This window comes from Streptomyces sp. NPDC104307 (assembly GCF_055584045.1).
In genome coordinates this window covers 1-1,425 of the sequence record NZ_JBVJMU010000047.1, presented here as the reverse complement: position 1 = coordinate 1,425, position 1,425 = coordinate 1, and the positions used below count along the sequence as shown (strand labels likewise).

Sequence of the window (1,425 nt, the reverse complement as noted above, 5' to 3'; positions counted from 1 at the left end):
CTTGGGTTCCAGTGGTCGTCGCAACACCGCCTGGTTTTTAGGTGGTGAGTAGATCACGTAGACGCTCGGCTGGGGTATCCCAGTCGAGCGTCTTGCGTGGGCGGCCGTTGAGTTCCTGGGCGACGTGTTCGAGGTCTTCGGGGCTGTGCAGGCTCAGGTCGGTGCCCTTGGGGAAGTACTGCCGCAGCAGCCCGTTTGTGTTCTCGTTCGAGCCGCGTTGCCAGGGTGAGGCGGGGTCGCAGAAGTAGACGGGCATGCCGGTGGCCATGGTGAACTGCTGGTGACGTGCCATCTCGCTTCCCTGGTCCCAGGTGAGCGATCCTTGGAGGTGAGCCGGCAGGGTCTGGATGGTGCGCACCAGGCCGTCGCGGACGGTTTCGGCGTCGTGGGCTCCGCCGGGCAGGTGGACCAGCGCGGTGTAGCGGGTGCTGCGCTCGACCAGGGTGGCGATCGCGGAGCGGCTGTTGGCCCCGATGATCAGGTCGCCTTCCCAGTGTCCGGGCACAGCCCGGTCTTCGATGTCGGCGGGGCGGTCGCTGATCATCACCATCGGGTCGGTGAACCGTGGCGTGCGCCGATCGGGGTCCCGGCGTGGTTTGCGACGGGTGCGGCCGGAGCGGATCGCTGCCCGCACTTCCCGTTTCAGGCCGCCACGGGCCTGGAAATACAGTGCTTGGTAGATCGTTTCCACGCTCACCCGCATGCTCCGGTCGTCGGGATACTCCTTGCGTAGAGCGTGGCAGATCTGTTCCGGTGACCACCGCTCGCGCAGTCCGTCCTGGACGAAACAGCGCAACCGGCTCTCGCGCAGTAGCTTGCGGTCCTTGGGCCGGGGTCTGCGCGCCGCCGCTGCCCGATGCGCCCCGTAGGGCTGGTAGCCCCCGGTGCCGGAGTTCGCATCGATCTCCCGCTTGACTGTGCTCGCCGGCCTTCCCAGGGCACGTCCGATCGCCCGCAGCGACTGGCCCAGGGCGCGAAGATCCCGGATCTGTTCGCGCTCCGCCAACGTCAGGAACCTCGGATGCAGTTGTCTTTCCAGGGCCTTCAGACCCACTGGTGCTGTGGTCACACCACACATCGTGACGGTCCCCGCCGTGTAATCGACACGGCGGCCATCGGAATAGACCCGCCCGTTGCGCCCCTTCTTGACGCCCCAGTCCCAGTCCTTGGCCGTGCGCTCGTTCACTCCGACCTGCCGGGCCGCCACCCGACGCGCGATGCCCTTGGCACGAAGCCGCTCGTACTCGTCCCGCCGCGGATGCCTCCTCGGCAAGCGCACTGACCCACGTCCGGCTTTCCGAGCCCAGCCGAAGGCAGTGTTCCGATTCACCCCCAGCTCACGCGCTGCCACGGTCACGTTCTCCACGACATCCAGCCGCGCAAGGAAACACTCCCGCAAACCCGCAAGATCACCACGCTCAACGC

Annotated in this window: 1 protein-coding gene; it reads right to left on the bottom strand. The window is 67.0% G+C overall.

Going from position 1 to position 1,425, the window contains the following annotated elements:
* Positions 1-37 precede the first annotated feature (37 nt).
* Positions 38-1,219: an IS30 family transposase gene (locus tag ACZ601_RS39090; RefSeq protein ID WP_440574280.1), complete on the bottom strand. Its 1,182-nt coding sequence runs from the start codon at positions 1,217-1,219 to the stop codon at positions 38-40.
* Positions 1,220-1,425: the final 206 nt, after the last annotated feature.